This is a genomic window from Cupriavidus sp. SHE, assembly GCF_000812445.1.
In the GTDB taxonomy this organism is placed as follows: Bacteria; Pseudomonadota; Gammaproteobacteria; order Burkholderiales; family Burkholderiaceae; genus Cupriavidus; species Cupriavidus metallidurans.
On sequence record NZ_JWMB01000025.1, the window covers coordinates 38,887 to 53,623 of the forward strand.

A 14,737-nucleotide genomic window follows, 5' to 3' on the forward strand; every position below is an offset into this window, starting at 1 on the left:
AGCCATGCAAGAAAAGGTGGTAATGCAATGAACCAGAACGCTTTCCAGCCCGTGATCCCGGGCCCGCTGCCGCGTCGCGTTTCGCGCCAGGCCAGTGTTGTGTGGGGCGACAACATCGTTACGATCGGCGGCGGCGCGCCAGTGCGCGTGCAGTCGATGACCAACACCGATACGGTGGACGCCATCGGCACCGCAATCCAGATCAAGGAACTGGCACGCGCCGGTTCGGAGATCGTCCGTATCACGGTGAACACGCCGGAAGCCGCCGCGGCCGTGCCGGCGATTCGCGAGCAGCTCGACCGCATGGGCGTGGATGTGCCGCTGGTGGGCGACTTCCACTACAACGGCCATACGCTGTTGCATGACTACCCCGAGTGCGCGCAGGCGCTCTCGAAGTACCGGATCAACCCCGGCAATGTGGGCAAGGGTGCCAAGCGCGACAAGCAGTTCGCCGAGATGATCGAGATGGCGTGCCGCTACAACAAGCCGGTGCGTATCGGCGTGAACTGGGGCAGCCTGGATCAGGATCTGCTGGCACGCATCATGGACGAGAATGCCCAGCGCGCCGAGCCGTGGCCCGCGCAAAGCGTGATGGTGGAGGCGCTGATCACGTCGGCGATCGAGTCGGCCCAGAAGGCTGAAGAGATCGGTTTGCCGGCCAATCAAATCATTCTGTCGTGCAAGGTGTCGCAGGTGCAGGAACTGGTCGCGGTGTACCGCGAACTGGCGCGCCGCTGCGACTATGCGCTGCATCTGGGTCTGACTGAAGCCGGCATGGGCAGCAAGGGTATCGTTGCGTCGACGGCTGCGCTGTCGGTGCTGCTGCAGGAAGGTATCGGCGACACGATCCGGATCTCGCTGACGCCGGAACCCGGCGCGCCGCGCGAGAAGGAAGTCTACGTCGGCCAGGAAATCCTGCAGACGATGGGGCTGCGCAACTTCACGCCGATGGTGATCGCGTGCCCGGGATGCGGCCGCACCACCAGCACAACGTTCCAGGAACTGGCGGCAAGCATCCAGTCGTATCTGCGCGAGCAGATGCCGGTCTGGAAGACGGCCTACCCGGGCGTGGAAGAAATGGATGTGGCCGTGATGGGCTGCATCGTCAACGGCCCTGGCGAAAGCAAGCACGCCAATATCGGTATTTCGCTGCCGGGTTCGGGCGAATCGCCTGCGGCGCCGGTGTTCGTGGACGGCGTCAAGGTGAAGACCCTGCGCGGCGAGAACATCGCGCAAGAGTTCCAGGCGATCGTCGACGAGTATGTGCGTTCGCACTACGGTCCGGGCGCGAAACAGGCTTCACAAGAAGCGGTGGCCTGATCGATTCGGCGCCATGGCGCACGGATCGGGCATCACCGTAACAACAAATCAGACATGAGCGAAGACAAGACGAAGGCCGTCAAGGCACTGCAGGGCGTGAAGGGCATGAACGACATGCTGCCCACTGACGCCCCGCTGTGGGATATGTTCGAAAGCGCGGCGCGCAGCATGTTGCGCGCCTATGGCTACCAGCAGATCCGCACGCCGATCGTCGAGCATACCCAGCTGTTCGTGCGCGGTATCGGCGAGGTCACCGACATCGTCGAGAAGGAGATGTACTCCTTCACCGATTCCCTGAACGGCGAGAATCTGACGCTGCGTCCGGAAGGTACTGCGGCGGCCGTGCGTTCGACGATCGAGCATAACCTGTTGTATGACGGCCCCAAGCGTCTCTGGTACATCGGCCCGATGTTCCGTCACGAACGCCCGCAGCGTGGTCGCTATCGTCAGTTCCACCAGCTCGGCGCGGAAGCGCTCGGCTTTGCCGGCCCGGACGTCGACGCGGAAATCATCCTGATGTGCCAGCGTCTGTGGGACGACCTCGGGCTGACCAACGTCCGTCTCGAACTGAACTCGCTGGGCCAGGCGCACGAGCGCGCCGCGCATCGCGAGCAGCTCATCAAGTACCTGGAAGGCTTCCAGGACATCCTCGATGAGGACAGCAAGCGTCGTCTGTACACGAACCCGCTGCGGGTGCTGGACACGAAGAATCCGGCGCTGCAGGAGATGGCCGCTAATGCGCCGAAGCTGATCGACTTCCTCGGGGAGGAGTCGCTCGCTCACTTCGAGGGCGTTCAGCGGATCCTGCTGGCCAACAATATTCCGTTCAAGATCAACCCGCGTCTGGTGCGCGGCCTGGACTACTACAACCTGACCGTGTTTGAGTGGATCACGGACAAGCTGGGTGCCCAGGGCACGATCGCCGGCGGTGGCCGCTATGACCCGCTGATCCAGCAGATGGGCGGCAAGCCTGCGCCGGCCTGCGGCTGGGCAATGGGCATCGAGCGGATCATCGAACTGATCCGCGAAGAGAACCTGGTGCCGGATGTGCAGGGTTGTGACGTCTACATGGTTCACCAGGGTGAACTGGCGAACCAGCAGGCAATGATCGCCGCCGAACGCCTGCGTGACGCCGGGCTGGACGTGGTCCTCCATGCCACGCCGGACGGCAAGAGCGGGAGCTTCAAATCGCAGATGAAGCGTGCCGATGCAAGTGGCGCATCCTTTGCAGTTATCATTGGCGACGACGAAATCGCCGCGGGCACGGTGCAGGTCAAGCAACTGCGCGGCGGCAATGCGGCCGAAGGTGGTCAGCAAACCAGCGTGCCGGCCGAGCAGGTTGTCGAATTCATCATCGACGCGATGGTCGATGAGATCGAAGGCGACGACGAGCAATAATCTGCCGTTCCCTATCGCAGCACCCGGTCGTTGTCCCTGACGGCGGCCGGCTATATTCAACCTAAGCAGATAACTGCCTCGACATGGCTTACGATCTAGAAGAACAGGAACAGCTTGAGAGTCTCAAGGCCTGGTGGAAACAGTATGGCAACGCTGTCACCTGGGCGTTGATTGTCATCTTGCTCGGGTTGGCTGCCTGGAGTGGTTGGGGTTACTGGCAGCGCGTGCAGGCGCGCGATGCGTCGCTGCTGTATGAGCAGGTCACCAAGGCTGCGGAAAGCCGCGACGCCGACCGCGTGAAGCGCGCCGCTACCGACCTCGAAGAGAAGTTTGGTCGTACCGCCTATGGACCGATGAGTGCGTTGGTCGCGGCCAAGGTGCTGTACGAAGCCGGTGATCTGGCTGGCGCCAAGACCCAGCTCCAGTGGGCAATCGACCATGGCGGTGACGACTACGCGCCGCTGGCCCGTGTGCGCATGGCTGGCGTGCTGCTGGACGAGAAGGCCTATGACCAGGGTCTGGCGCTGCTCAAGGACGAGCCAGCCGCGCCTTACGCTGCGCTGTTCGCAGACCGTCGTGGCGATCTGTTGGCCGCCCAGGACAAGCGCGAGGAAGCGCGTACCGCCTATCGCAGCGCGCTCGACAAGATCGGCAGCGGTGAGGCGGCCATGCGCCAGATCATCCAGTTCAAACTCGATGCGCTGGGCGCGGCCTGAGCGGCCCCAGTTCCTCACTAAGGATTGCACCGTATGACGTCATTGCTTCGCGTAGCCGCCACCCGCACGATCGTTGCCGGCACCTGCCTCGGCCTGCTGGCAGGCTGCTCGTTGTTCAGCAAGGAAAACAAGCATCCGCCCACGGAGCTGAAGCCGATTGCCGCGACGCTGTCGGTCAAGCAGGCCTGGAAGGCCGACGTGGGCAAGGGTGGCCCGTACGTGATGTCGCCGGTGGCGTCGGGCAATACGGTTTATGTGTCGTCGAATGGCGGCACCGTGCTGGCGCTCGATGGCGCAACCGGTCAGACGCGCTGGAAGGCGAAGACCGATCTGGACTTGACGTCCGGCCCCGGCACCGACGGTACGGTGACGGCCGTGGCGGGTGAGAAGGGCGCGATCTACGCGTTCGACGCCAGCGGCAAGCAGATCTGGAAGAAACAGGTCAACGGCGAGGTGCTGTCGGCCCCGCTGGTTGGCAACGGTCTGGTGATCGTTCGTACCACCGATACGCGCCTGATCGGCATGGACGCCACGACGGGCGAGCGACGCTGGATCTATCAGCGCACGCAGACCCCGCTGAACCTGCGTGCGGCCATGGGCATGGTGTTTGCCGGCGACGGGATCGTCACCGGCTTCCCGGGCGGCAAGCTCGGCGTGCTCGCCCCGGGCAATGGCGCGCTGCGGTGGGAAAGCACCGTGTCGTACCCGAAGGGCGTCTCGGAGATCGAGCGTCTGAACGATGTGACCGGCGTGCCGGCCGTCAATGGCCGCCAGGTGTGCGCGACGACGTTCCAGGGGCGCGTGTCGTGCCTGGAGCTCGCCAACGGCCAGCCGCAATGGGGCAAGGATTTCTCGTCGCCAAGCGGGCTGGCACAGGACGATACTTCGCTGTATGCGAGTGACGAGACGTCGGCGGTGTACGCGTTCGATCGCCAGAACGGCAATGAACGCTGGAAGAACACTGAACTGCGGTACCGTAGTCTCGGCGCGCCCGTGGCCGTGGGCCGCTCGGTGGTGGTGGGCGACTTCGAGGGCTTCGTCCACTTCCTGTCGCGCGAAGACGGCAAGATCCTGGCCCGTATGAAGACCGACGGCAGCGCGGTTACCGCGGCGCCGGTCATGGCCGGTCAGACCCTGGTGGTCCAGACCCGCGATGGCGATATTTACGGCTTCGTGCCGGACTGATCGCCAGCGCACGTAACGCACCCAACGCCGCCCGTGCCCCTGTCGCACGGGCGGCGCCAATCCGGTAGCATGATCCCTGGTCGTGCCAAAAACTGCGGAATCGGGCTCAAGGCTCCGGTTCCGCCGACAGGAAAAGCGGCCAGACGTGCATAGGCACGATGGTTGTCGGATCAACATGACTCCGGAATAGCTGGGGGACGGCGCGAGCCGCCCCCTGTTTCCGTTTATTGAATGAAACCAGTTATCGCACTCGTCGGCCGTCCCAATGTAGGGAAGTCGACGCTATTCAATCGCATGACCCGCTCGCGCGACGCGCTCGTCGCCGATTTGCCGGGCCTGACACGGGACCGCCATTACGGCGAGGGCCGTATCGGCGATCGCCCCTTCATCGTGATCGATACCGGAGGCTTCGAGCCGGTGGCCAAGGAAGGCATCGTTGCCGAAATGGCCAAGCAGACGCGCCAGGCCGTGGTGGAAGCGGATGTCGTCATCTTCCTCGTCGATGGTCGCCTGGGGCTGGCGCCGCAGGACCGTGTCATCGCGGATTACCTCCGCAAGACAGGTCGCCGCGTGATGCTGGCGATCAACAAGGCCGAGGGCATGAAGTACACCTCGGTGGCTGCGGATTTCTATGAACTGGGCATGGGTGACCCGTACGCGATCTCGTCGACGCATGGCGACGGCGTGCGCGAGCTGGTCGATGAAGCCCTTGACCTGGCCGTTCAGGAGCGTCCGGAACTGGCAGATCAGGAGGATGCCGGCCAGCACGGCGTCAAGATCGCCATTGTTGGTCGCCCGAACGTTGGCAAGTCCACGCTCGTGAACACCCTGATCGGCGAAGAGCGTGTGATTGCCTTCGACATGCCGGGTACCACGCGCGACGCCATCTATGTGGAGTTCGAGCGTGGCGGCAAGCCTTACACGCTGATTGACACGGCTGGCCTGCGCAAGCGCGGCAAGGTGTTCGAAGCGATCGAGAAGTTCTCGGTGGTCAAGACGCTGCAGTCGATCGCGGACGCCAACGTGGTGGTGCTGCTGCTCGATGCCCAGCAGGATATCTCCGAGCAGGACGCGCATATCGCCGGGTTCATCGTGGAGTCGGGCAGGGCGTTGGTGGTAGGCGTGAACAAGTGGGACGGCCTGGACGGCCATCAGCGCGACCGGGTCAAGCACGACCTGGAGCGCAAGTTGCAGTTCCTGAGTTTCGCGAACATCCACTTCGTATCCGCCCGCGAGCGCACCGGCATTGGCGCGCTTTTGCGCTCGGTGGACGACGCGTACGCCGCAGCGATGATCAAGCTTCCGACGCCGCAGATCACGCGGGTGCTCCAGGAAGCGGTGGAGTTCCAGCAGCCGAAGCGCGTGGGCGTGTCCCGCCCGAAACTGCGCTACGCGCACCAGGGTGGTTCGAATCCGCCGATCATTGTTGTGCACGGGAACGCGCTGTCCGGCGTGACCGACGCGTACCGGCGCTACCTCGAGAACCGCTTCCGCACGGCGTTCAAACTCAAGGGAACACCGCTTCGGATCGAATTTCGTACGAACAAAAACCCGTACGCCGAATCGAAGGATTGACCAGGAAAAGTGACAGGTTTTGCCGCCAAGTTTCGTTTGCGTTCGTTTGGAACTGCGGCTAAATTCACGGTAGCGGGGAAACCCTGCTCGTAGATGCCAGCCTGGTACCGTTTTTGATCTTTTTTTGGCGCATCTTGCGCCAACTGGCTTGAACCGGGGATTTTCGTCCCCATGATCCATCACTAAATCTATAAATTTGGAGTGTGCCATGAGCAACAAAGGGCAATTGCTACAAGACCCGTTTCTGAATGCGCTGCGCAAAGAGCACGTGCCAGTTTCCATCTACCTCGTCAATGGCATCAAGCTGCAAGGCAATATCGAGTCGTTCGACCAGTACGTCGTCCTGCTGCGCAACACTGTGACGCAGATGGTTTACAAGCATGCGATTTCCACTGTCGTGCCGGCGCGCGCCGTCAATTTCCGCGTGGATGATTCTTCCGAGAGCTGATTTTTCCTCTCCCATGGGCGGCCGCATCTCAGTGCGGCCGTCGCATCGCGTGCCTCGGCTTATCAGCCGTCTTTTCCGCCCGGAACGGGCGAGCCCTTCCGCCGCTTCCCGCTTGCAACCTGAACCTGTCCCGAGCCTTACGGCGTCCGGGGGCGGCAGGCTGCGCCAACGCGGCCAGATTTTGTCTTAACAACGATCCCTTCGGCGCACTGCCTCCATCCGCTTGCAACCCAGAGCTACCTCCCAGACCGAACCGACCCGCGCCATCCTGGTTGGCGTCGACTTCGGCAAGCATGACTTCCAGGAAAGCCTTTCCGAACTGGCGCTGTTGACGACCACGGCCGGCTCGGTGCCTGTGCACACGCTGACCGGCAAGCGTTCGCGCCCCGATCCGGCGCTCTTCATCGGTTCCGGCAAGGCCGAGGAACTGCGGCAGGCCGCTGACGCGCTGGATGCCGATGTGGTGGTGTTCAACCACGCCTTGAGTCCCGCCCAGCAGCGCAACCTGGAGCGATTCCTGGGGCGCCATGTGATCGACCGAACGGGTCTGATCCTGGATATCTTTGGTCAGCGCGCACAGAGCCACGTCGGCAAGGTGCAGGTGGAACTGGCGCAGGTGCAGTACCAGGCGTCGCGTCTGGTTCGCGCGTGGAGCCACCTGGAGCGGCAGAAGGGTGGTATCGGGATGCGCGGCGGCCCTGGTGAGCGACAGATCGAACTGGACCGGCGGATGCTCGATGATCGCGCCAAACGGCTCAAGTCCGATCTGGCGCGCCTGCAGCGCCAGCACCATACGCAGCGCCGCGCCCGGGCCCGTAATGACACGCTCAGTATCTCGCTGGTCGGATATACGAACGCCGGCAAATCGACGCTGTTCAATGCGCTGACCAAGGCGCGGGCCTATGCGGCCGATCAGCTTTTTGCCACGCTCGATACGACCTCGCGCCGCCTGTTTCTCGACGGATTCGGCAATGTGGTGCTGTCCGACACCGTCGGGTTCATCCGGGATCTGCCGACACAGCTCGTAGCGGCGTTCCGCGCCACGCTCGACGAGACCGTGCATGCCGACCTGCTCCTGCATGTGGTCGATGCATCGAGTCCGGTGCGCCACGAGCAAATCGAACAGGTCAATCGTGTGCTCGCCGAGATCGACGCCTCGGACATTCCGCAGATCGTGGTCATGAACAAGATCGATGCGGCGCCAGAGCTGCTCGAACTCGGCCCCCGTGTCGAGCGAGACGAAGACGGTGTTCCAACGAAAGTGTTTGTCTCCGCCCGGGATGGCCTGGGGCTGGACGGCCTCCGCGAGGCCATCGTCGAGATGGCACAGTGGCTGTCGTCGCGGCCGGAGGCCCCGGCCCCCTATGATCCAAGGCTGGAAGGGCTGCAGCCCGCCCAGGATGGGGAGCCGTGGGACGTCGATGACGAACCAGATACCCGCCAGCAAGGTGCCAATTGATCGTTTTTGAACGAGAATCCCCGCCCGATTGGGGATTCTGGGCAAAAGTGATCAAGATGGCTGCTAGAATCCCTCTGATCCAAACTTCCCGGACCCGTGCTCTTCATGCCCCTGTTCCCTCGGAATCCTGACCCGCACATCGTGCCAGGCAGCCGCGCCCTGCGGTTTGCGCGCTGGCCGCGCCTGCGCGCCATCTTCTCGCTGAACGACCCCCGCTGGGGCCGCAACGGACAGGACGATGAAGACAAGGACAATAGCCGCCAGCAAAATCAGCGCCCGCAGGACGGCCCGCCCGATCTCGACGAGCTCTGGCGCGACTTCAATCGCCGCCTGAACGGCCTGCTGGGCCGCAAGGACAACGGCGGTGGTGGCCAGGGTTTCGGCAGTGGCTCGCGCCCGTCAGGCAAGGGTTCGAATGTCGGTATCGGCGTGATCATCGCCGCCGTGATCGGTATCTGGCTGGCCAGCGGTTTCTTCATGGTGCAGGAAGGGCAGACCGCCGTGATCCTGCAGTTCGGCAAGTTCAAGTACTCCACCGGTCCCGGTATCAACTGGCGTGCGCCATGGCCGATCCAGTCGGCCGAGGTGGTAAACCTGTCGGCTGTGCGTTCGGTGGAGGTCGGTCGTGCCACGTCGATCAAGGACAGCAACCTGAAGGACTCGTCGATGCTGACGCAGGACGAGAACATCATCGACGTCCGGTTCACGGTGCAATACGACATCCAGGACGCCAGCGAATTCCTGTTCTTCAACAAGACCGATCGCGGTGGCGACGAAGAACTCGTGACGCAGGCCGCGGAAACGTCGGTGCGTGAGATCGTCGGCCGCAACAAGATGGATGCGGTGCTCTACGAGAATCGCGAGCAGATTGCGCAATCGCTGGCCAAGTCGATTCAGTCGATCCTCACCGCCTACAAGACTGGTATCCGCGTGATTTCCGTCAACGTTCAGAGCGTGCAGCCGCCCGAGCAGGTGCAGGCCGCATTCGACGACGTCAACAAGGCGAGCCAGGATCGTGAGCGTGCGATCAGCGAAGGCCAGGCCTATGCGAACGACATCATTCCGCGCGCCAAGGGCGCGGCGGCTCGCCTGAAGGAAGAATCGGAGGCCTATCGTTCCCGCGTGGTGGCGCAGGCCGAAGGTGACGCGGCGCGCTTCCGCTCGGTGCAGTCCGAGTATGCCAAGGCACCGCAGGTCACGCGTGACCGTATTTATCTGGAGACCATGCAGCAGATCTACGCCAATTCGAACAAGATTCTTGTCGATGCCAAGTCGGGCAACAACCTGCTGTATCTGCCGCTGGACAAGCTGATGACGCAGGTGCCGGGCTCGTCCGCCGCGCCGTCCTCGGCAGCGGCGGGCACGAATGCGCCGGCGGTACCGGATGCGACCACGCCGGATATCCGGTCACGTGAGTCGATGCGCAATCGCGACCGCGATATTCGCTAAGGAGACCCGTCATGAATCGACTGATTTCCTTTGTCATTGGCCTGTTTGTACTGCTGGCCGTCGCTTCGTCGATGCTGTTCGTGGTCGACCAGCGCCAGTACGCCGTCGTCTTCGCTTTCGGCGAAATCAAGCAGGTCGTGCGTGAGCCCGGTCTGCATTTCAAGCTGCCGCCACCGTTGCAGAACGTAGTGTTCATGGATCGTCGTCTGCAGACGATCGATGTCGCAGCCAGCGAGCGTTTCCTGACCGCCGAGAAGAAGTCGATGGTGGTGGACTGGTTCGTGAAGTGGCGCATCACCGATCCGCGCAAATTCTTCGTGGCGTTTGGTGGCAACCTGCGCGGCGCGCAGGACCGCATGACGCAGCGTATCGACGCCGTGGCGCGTGAAGAGTTCGGCAAGCGCACCGTGGCGGATGTGGTGGCGGGCCAGCGCGAGCAGGTCATGCAGAACATCCGGGGCGGCATGGCGGAGTACGCGCAGTCGGTGGGCGTCGAGATCATCGATGTGCGCCTGAAGCGTGTGGATCTGCTGCCGGCCATCAGCGAGTCGGTCTATCGACGCATGGAGGCCGAGCGCAAGCGCGTGGCCAACGAACTGCGTTCGACTGGCGCCGCGGAAGGTGAGAAAATCCGGGCCGATGCTGATCGCCAGCGTGAGGTGGTGTTGGCCGAGGCTTATCGTGATGCGCAGGTGGTCAAGGGTGAGGGCGATGCCAAGGCTTCGCAGATCTATGCCGATGCATTCGGCAAGGATCCGAGCTTCGCCCAGTTCTGGCGCAGTATGGAGGCCTACCGCAACACGTTCCGCGACAAGGGCAACGTGATGGTGCTGGAGCCCAATTCGGACTTCTTCCGCTATATGCGTTCGCCGGGTGGCAACACCGCACCGGCCCCTTCAGGCGGCAAGAAGTAGCGTGGATGGCGCACCAGGCGCCTGATCGCGTGATTCGACAGAACCCCGGATCTTCCGGGGTTTTGTCCGGCTGGAGGGCATGAACCTTTCCCGCCTGTGTTTTTGATAGAAGAGATTCCCCATGTCCAACCGCTGGCTCCTGCCCGAAAACATTGCCGATGTCCTGCCGTCGGAAGCGCGCAAGATTGAAGAACTGCGTCGCCGAATGCTGGACCTGTTCCGCACCTATGGCTATGAGTTGGTCATGCCACCGATGCTTGAGTACCTGGAGTCGTTGCTGACCGGTACCGGGCACGACTTGGATCTGCGCACGCTGAAGCTGGTGGACCAGCTTTCCGGCCGCACGCTGGGCCTTCGCGCGGATATCACGCCGCAAGTGGCCCGCATCGATGCGCACCTGTTGAACCGCCCGGGCGTGACGCGCCTGTGCTATGCGGGCAATGTGCTTCACGCGCGGCCGGCGGGTTTCAATGCGACGCGCGAGCCGATTCAGATCGGCGCCGAGATCTACGGCCACGCCGGGTTGGAAGCCGACGTCGAGATCCAGGAGTTGATGCTGGCCGCATTGCAGGTGGCTGGTCTGTCGGATATTCGTCTGGACCTGTGCCATGCCGGTATTCTCGAGGCGCTGCTGGCGGCGTTGCCGTCGATTCGCCAGATCGAAGAGGCGATGTTTGCGGCGCTCGAAACCAAGGATGTGCCGGCCCTGCGCGAATTGACCCAAGGCCTGCCCGACACCGAGCGGAACGCGCTGCTGGCGCTGCCGACGCTGTACGGCGGTGTCGAAGTCATTGAGCGCGCCCGCGCCACGCTGCCTGCCAGCCCGGCCATCGGCCGTGCGCTGGACGAACTCGCGGCGCTTGCCGCGCAGGTGAGCAATGCGAGCGTGAACATCGATCTGTCCGATTTGCGCGGTTACCACTATCACAGCGGCGTGATGTTCACGGCCTATGTTTCTGGTTTGCCCAACTATGTGGCGCGTGGCGGCCGCTATGACAAGGTGGGCGAGGCCTTTGGTCGCGCTCGTCCGGCCACGGGCTTTTCGCTGGATCTGCGTGAAGTGGCGGCGTTGTCGCCTGTCGAGGTGCGCGCCCAGGCGATCTTCGCGCCGTGGGATGCCGATCCGGCGCTGCGTTCCGCCATTACCACGCTGCGTGCCAATGGGGAGATCGTGATCCAGTCGTTGCCGGGCCACACGCATGAACTCGACGAGTTCAATTGCGACCGGCAGTTGCAGCGCCAGGGCGCAAACTGGGTGGTGGTGCCTCGCTGAATTTCCTGGCCGGACATGCGAGCCGGCCGTTTTTGCTGCTCTCAGATGACGTTTGATGCCCGTGGTGGACTGTAATCGCCCGCATTGGACAACAATCGTCTGTCATACGCGTGCCCGAAAACCGGGAACCGTAGAACAACGAGAGTAGAATACGTTTTTAACCTTCTGACCAATTCAACATGTCCGCATCCGCAGTAGGCCAGGGACGCAATGTCGTCGTGATCGGAACCCAATGGGGTGACGAAGGCAAAGGGAAAATCGTCGATTGGCTTACCGATCATGCTAAAGGTGTGGTGCGGTTCCAGGGCGGCCACAACGCTGGCCATACGCTCATCATCGGCGGCAAGAAGACCATTCTGCGACTGATCCCGTCGGGGATCATGCGCGAAAGCACCGTCTGCTATATCGGCAACGGTGTGGTGCTGTCGCCTGAGGCGCTGTTCCGCGAAATCGAAGAGCTCGAGTCTGCCGGCCTGCAGGTGCAGAATCGCCTGCGCATTTCCGAAGCCGCTACGCTGATCCTGCCGTACCACGTGGCCATCGACAAGGCACGTGAAGCCCGCCGCGGCGCCGCCAAGATCGGCACGACGGGACGCGGCATCGGCCCGGCATACGAAGACAAGGTGGCTCGCCGCGCGCTGCGCGTGCAGGACCTGTTCGATCCGAAGCACTTCGCTGAGCGTCTGCGCGAGAACGTCGAATTCCATAACTTCATGCTGACCCAGTACCTCGGCGCCGAAGCCGTCGACTATCAGCAGATCCTGGACGAATCGCTGGCATTCGCGCCGCGCCTGAAGCCGATGGTGGCGGATGTGTCGGCCGAGTTGTACGCCGTGAATGCGGCAGGCAACAACCTGATGTTCGAAGGCGCGCAAGGCACGCTGCTCGACGTGGATCACGGCACCTATCCGTTCGTGACCTCGAGCAACTGCGTGGCCGGCGCCGCAGCGGCTGGCGCGGGCGTGGGCCCGGGTCGCCTTAACTACATCCTCGGCATCACCAAGGCGTACTGCACGCGCGTTGGCGCTGGTCCGTTCCCGAGCGAACTGTACGACAACGACAACCCTGCCCGTCAGGATGCCGTGGGCGTGCGCCTGGCCAACGTCGGCAAGGAATTCGGTTCCGTGACCGGTCGTCCGCGCCGTACCGGCTGGCTCGATGCCGCCGCGCTGAAGCGCTCGGTGCAGATCAACGGTGTGTCCGGCCTGTGCATGACCAAGCTGGACGTGCTCGATGGTCTGGAAACGATCAAGCTGTGCGTAGGCTACGAGCTCGACGGCAAGCGCGTCGATATCCTGCCGCGTGGCTCGGATGCCGTGGCCGCTTGCGTGCCAGTGTATGAAGAGTTTCCGGGCTGGAACGAATCGACCTTTGGCGTGAAGACCTGGGATGCGCTGCCCGAAGCGGCGCGCGTTTACCTGAAGCGAATCGAGGAAGTGGTCGGCATTCCGATCGACATGGTGTCGACCGGTCCGGACCGCGACGAGACGATTCTGCTGCGTCATCCGTACCAGGTCGCCTGACCCGCCTGCATTACCCCGTGAGCATGATCGTGGCGCCACGAGCGCCACGGCCTCACAGATAGTCCTCGGCCCGCGATATGCGGGCCGATGCTTTATCCATTGGCCATCGATACAAGAAAAGACGCCATGAACCTGCCAATCAATGATGACGAGAACCTGTGGGTCTCGTGGGACGAATATCATCGCCTGATCGCGCGTCTGGCGCTGAACGTGCACGAGTCGGGCTGGAAGTTCGACCAGATCCTGTGTCTGGCGCGCGGCGGCCTGCGCGTGGGCGATCAGATGTCGCGCATCTTCGATGTGCCGCTGGCGATCCTGGCCACGAGCTCGTACCGCGAGGCGGCGGGCACGCAGCAGGGCGAACTCGATATCGCGCAGTACATCACGATGACGCGTGGAAATCTGTCCGGCAGGATCCTGCTGGTCGACGACCTCGTCGACTCGGGTGTCACGCTGGAACGCGTGGGACGCCACCTGAAGGAGCGCTATCCCGAGGTGACGGATGTGCGTTCGGCCGTGCTCTGGTACAAGGCTTGTTCCAAGGTGACGCCCGATTACCACGTGACGTTCCTGCCTTCGAACCCCTGGATTCACCAGCCGTTCGAAGAGTACGACACGCTGCGTCCGCATAACCTTGCTGCCTGGCTCAAGCGCGGCAAGCGCGCCAGCCTGCAGGAAGACGATTCGGCGGCCTGAAGGCCGCCGTCCCTCCTCCCGCAAGTGCGGGAGGGTAGGGGCTCGGGGAGCGTCGGGGTTCGATTTGGTCGACCCGTGCTCCCATCCTGTCTCTCATGAATGGGAGGCGGGTGATTGTCGCGGGTGAATTCAATACCCAACCGTGAATCGCTCCCGCACATGCTTTGGCTGCTCGATCTCATCGAGCATCGCGATGGCATAGTCCTCCATCGAAATCCAGCTCTTGCCGTCAGCGGCGACAAGCAGATCATCCTTGCCAAGGCGGAACTTGCCCGTGCGCTCGCCGGGCGTGAACAGTGCCGACGGCGACAGGAACGTCCATTCGAGCTGAGATTCGCCGCGCAGGGCGTTCAGGAAATCGCGACCTGCGGATGCCTCCGCCTTGTACAGGTCCGGAAACTCCGGCGTATCGATGAGTTGCACGCCTGGCGCCACGTAGAGGCTTCCCGCGCCGCCCACTACCAGCAGGCGCTTGATGCCGGCCGTCTTGGTCGCATCTGTGATCTGTGCCGCCGTGGCTTGCAGAAACCGGACGGTGCTGATGACGACGTCGTTGCCGCGCACGGCATCAGCCAGTGCCTTGGCGTCGGCGACATCGGCGTCGCGGGTGGTGACGCCGTCACGTGTTGGCAGTTTCGATGCTTGGCGGGCGATTGCGGTGACAGCATGGCCGCGGCGGAGTGCTTCGTCGGTCAGGCGCGTACCTACGTTGCCGGTAGCGCCGATGATGGCGATCTTCATGGTCGTATCCTCTCGGAAGTGGTTGATATGAAACCAATGT

Annotated in this window: 13 protein-coding genes; 12 read left to right on the plus strand and 1 reads right to left on the minus strand. The window is 62.9% G+C overall.

All coding sequences use genetic code 11. The annotated features are described in order from the left end of the window. The first annotated feature begins 27 nt into the window (after positions 1–27). From ispG to RN01_RS13850, 12 genes are all read left to right on the plus strand, one after another. Positions 28–1,320, plus strand: a complete 1,293-nt coding sequence (gene ispG / locus RN01_RS13795) for a flavodoxin-dependent (E)-4-hydroxy-3-methylbut-2-enyl-diphosphate synthase (protein WP_017511484.1) — start codon at positions 28–30, stop codon at positions 1,318–1,320. Positions 1,321–1,374: 54 nt separating this feature from the next. After that, positions 1,375–2,718: a histidine--tRNA ligase gene (gene hisS / locus RN01_RS13800; protein WP_024570126.1), complete on the plus strand. Its 1,344-nt coding sequence runs from the start codon at positions 1,375–1,377 to the stop codon at positions 2,716–2,718. 83 nt (positions 2,719–2,801) lie between these two features. After that, entirely contained in the window at positions 2,802–3,434 is a 633-nt protein-coding gene (locus RN01_RS13805; protein WP_017512189.1) for a tetratricopeptide repeat protein, read from the plus strand. Between the two features lie 33 nt (positions 3,435–3,467). Then, complete coding sequence (gene bamB, locus RN01_RS13810) at positions 3,468–4,619, plus strand: outer membrane protein assembly factor BamB (RefSeq protein ID WP_017512188.1); 1,152 nt, start codon at positions 3,468–3,470, stop codon at positions 4,617–4,619. 231 nt (positions 4,620–4,850) lie between these two features. Then, positions 4,851–6,194 carry a ribosome biogenesis GTPase Der gene (gene der / locus RN01_RS13815; protein ID WP_011516815.1) on the plus strand — a complete coding sequence of 448 codons (1,344 nt, stop codon included), beginning with the start codon at positions 4,851–4,853 and terminating at the stop codon, positions 6,192–6,194. 208 nt (positions 6,195–6,402) lie between these two features. After that, positions 6,403–6,642 (plus strand): RNA chaperone Hfq, encoded by a 240-nt coding sequence (gene hfq / locus RN01_RS13820; protein WP_011516814.1) that lies wholly within the window; start codon positions 6,403–6,405, stop codon positions 6,640–6,642. A 223-nt stretch (positions 6,643–6,865) separates the two neighbouring features. Then, positions 6,866–8,101: a GTPase HflX gene (gene hflX, locus RN01_RS13825; RefSeq protein ID WP_017512185.1), complete on the plus strand. Its 1,236-nt coding sequence runs from the start codon at positions 6,866–6,868 to the stop codon at positions 8,099–8,101. Positions 8,102–8,206: 105 nt separating this feature from the next. Continuing rightward, on the plus strand, positions 8,207–9,550 hold the full coding sequence (gene hflK, locus RN01_RS13830; RefSeq protein ID WP_024570127.1) for an FtsH protease activity modulator HflK: 1,344 nt from the start codon (positions 8,207–8,209) through the stop codon (positions 9,548–9,550). Positions 9,551–9,561: 11 nt separating this feature from the next. Beyond that, positions 9,562–10,464 carry a protease modulator HflC gene (hflC, locus tag RN01_RS13835; RefSeq protein ID WP_008643774.1) on the plus strand — a complete coding sequence of 301 codons (903 nt, stop codon included), beginning with the start codon at positions 9,562–9,564 and terminating at the stop codon, positions 10,462–10,464. A gap of 121 nt (positions 10,465–10,585) precedes the next feature. Continuing rightward, positions 10,586–11,737, plus strand: coding sequence for an ATP phosphoribosyltransferase regulatory subunit (locus tag RN01_RS13840; RefSeq protein WP_024570128.1), 1,152 nt, complete (start codon positions 10,586–10,588; stop codon positions 11,735–11,737). A gap of 179 nt (positions 11,738–11,916) precedes the next feature. Beyond that, positions 11,917–13,260 carry an adenylosuccinate synthase gene (locus RN01_RS13845; RefSeq protein WP_011516809.1) on the plus strand — a complete coding sequence of 448 codons (1,344 nt, stop codon included), beginning with the start codon at positions 11,917–11,919 and terminating at the stop codon, positions 13,258–13,260. Positions 13,261–13,386: 126 nt separating this feature from the next. Further along, positions 13,387–13,956 carry a phosphoribosyltransferase gene (locus RN01_RS13850; RefSeq protein ID WP_008643777.1) on the plus strand — a complete coding sequence of 190 codons (570 nt, stop codon included), beginning with the start codon at positions 13,387–13,389 and terminating at the stop codon, positions 13,954–13,956. A gap of 129 nt (positions 13,957–14,085) precedes the next feature. Here RN01_RS13850 and RN01_RS13855 read toward each other — a convergent pair whose 3' ends face one another. After that, positions 14,086–14,697 carry an NAD(P)-dependent oxidoreductase gene (locus RN01_RS13855; RefSeq protein WP_024570129.1) on the minus strand — a complete coding sequence of 204 codons (612 nt, stop codon included), beginning with the start codon at positions 14,695–14,697 and terminating at the stop codon, positions 14,086–14,088. Between the last annotated feature and the right edge of the window lie 40 nt (positions 14,698–14,737).

Excerpts from the sequence above, each read along its gene's own strand:
- ispG (WP_017511484.1), top strand. The coding sequence starts at position 28 with ATGAACCAGAACGCTTTCCAGCCCGTGATCCCGGGCCCGCTGCCGCGT.
- hisS (WP_024570126.1), top strand. The coding sequence starts at position 1,375 with ATGAGCGAAGACAAGACGAAGGCCGTCAAGGCACTGCAGGGCGTGAAG.
- RN01_RS13805 (WP_017512189.1), top strand. The coding sequence starts at position 2,802 with ATGGCTTACGATCTAGAAGAACAGGAACAGCTTGAGAGTCTCAAGGCC.
- bamB (WP_017512188.1), top strand. The coding sequence starts at position 3,468 with ATGACGTCATTGCTTCGCGTAGCCGCCACCCGCACGATCGTTGCCGGC.
- der (WP_011516815.1), top strand. The coding sequence starts at position 4,851 with ATGAAACCAGTTATCGCACTCGTCGGCCGTCCCAATGTAGGGAAGTCG.
- hfq (WP_011516814.1), top strand. The coding sequence starts at position 6,403 with ATGAGCAACAAAGGGCAATTGCTACAAGACCCGTTTCTGAATGCGCTG.
- hflK (WP_024570127.1), top strand. The coding sequence starts at position 8,207 with ATGCCCCTGTTCCCTCGGAATCCTGACCCGCACATCGTGCCAGGCAGC.
- hflC (WP_008643774.1), top strand. The coding sequence starts at position 9,562 with ATGAATCGACTGATTTCCTTTGTCATTGGCCTGTTTGTACTGCTGGCC.
- RN01_RS13840 (WP_024570128.1), top strand. The coding sequence starts at position 10,586 with ATGTCCAACCGCTGGCTCCTGCCCGAAAACATTGCCGATGTCCTGCCG.
- RN01_RS13845 (WP_011516809.1), top strand. The coding sequence starts at position 11,917 with ATGTCCGCATCCGCAGTAGGCCAGGGACGCAATGTCGTCGTGATCGGA.
- RN01_RS13850 (WP_008643777.1), top strand. The coding sequence starts at position 13,387 with ATGAACCTGCCAATCAATGATGACGAGAACCTGTGGGTCTCGTGGGAC.
- RN01_RS13855 (WP_024570129.1), bottom strand. The coding sequence starts at position 14,697 with ATGAAGATCGCCATCATCGGCGCTACCGGCAACGTAGGTACGCGCCTG.